Raw genomic sequence first — 1,092 nt, 5'->3', positions numbered from 1 at the left:
CCTCGATCCACCGATGTTGATGGGTGACCGGCGTTCGTAGGGTTGCGGATGGGCGCGGCGGGAGTGGGCGTGGCGGAGCTGCGGGCCTTGCTGCCCGTGGTGTTCCACTGCTGGTTCCTGTTGGCGCCGGGGTGGCGGGTTGGACGGGGTGTCAGCTTCGCGGCGGGGCGAGGCCGTGGCTGAAGAGTGTCGACCACGCCGTTTCCCAGGGCCATCCTTCGGGCAGGTGCAGCCGGGTGCGTCGACCGGAGGACGCGATCCTCGCCGGGACGGCGACGAGTTTCCGGCGGATGGTCGCGGTGGTTGCTTTCGCGAGGACCGCACCGGTGATCGTGCCCGCGGCGCGGCTGAGGTTGAACGCGATCACCGCCAGAACAAGCCAGGCCGCGTTCGCGGTGAACTTCCCGGACGGCAGGTGCGCGAGGGCTGCGTGTTTCAGGTCGGCGTTCACCTGCTCGATGATCGCGTGTCGCCGGTGCACTTGGTCGGCGGTGACGGTGTCGAGGGTGCTGGTGGTGAAGAACGCGTGGAACCGGTGCGTGTCGAACAAGGTGGGATGCTCGAGGTCTTTCTTGTTCAACTCCGGGATGCGCCTCACCACCAGGCGTCCGGGCACGTGATCCTTTGTGGCTCTGGAGGTGAACGCGGTGAAAGGGACCTCGGCGACCTCGGCTCGGGAGATCCAGGTTCGGGTGGTCTCGTCGAAGATCGCGTCGGGATACTCGATCGTCGTCCACGCGTCGCCGGGGATTGCCGCGATCGCCCGTTTCACCACCGGGTTCTGCGGTGCCGTGATCGATACCTGGGCGCCGGCGCGGACTGCTGTGTTCACGGTCGCGTGCCCGTAGTAGGCGGAGTCAGCCCGCACCAACACCGGCCTCGACTGGCCGAGGCCCCTATGGTCGGGGAGCCTGGTGGTGGTTTTCAGGGCGTCAGCGACGATGCGGGCAGCACCCCGAGGGGACCCGGCCGCACCTTTCCGCAGTCGTTGCCCGATGATCACCGGTGCGGTCGTCGTCGTGGAGGCGGTTGCGAGGAGGGCGTTGATGCCGCGGACTCCGGAGTACCCGAAACCTGCACCCTGCTTCTGGT

1 protein-coding gene is annotated in these 1,092 nt (G+C 67.8%); it reads right to left on the bottom strand.

Annotated elements, in window-relative coordinates; all coding sequences use genetic code 11:
* Positions 1–151: 151 nt before the first annotated feature.
* On the bottom strand, positions 152–1,092 hold a 941-nt coding region (locus IWX75_RS17495), incomplete at its 5' end, for an IS1380 family transposase (protein ID WP_196823533.1).

This window comes from Arthrobacter sp. CAN_A6 (assembly GCF_015751715.1).
Classification (GTDB): Bacteria; Actinomycetota; Actinomycetes; order Actinomycetales; family Micrococcaceae; genus Arthrobacter_D.
The sequence above is the reverse complement of the archived record's forward strand: the minus strand, read 5'-3'. Positions and strand labels throughout refer to the sequence as shown.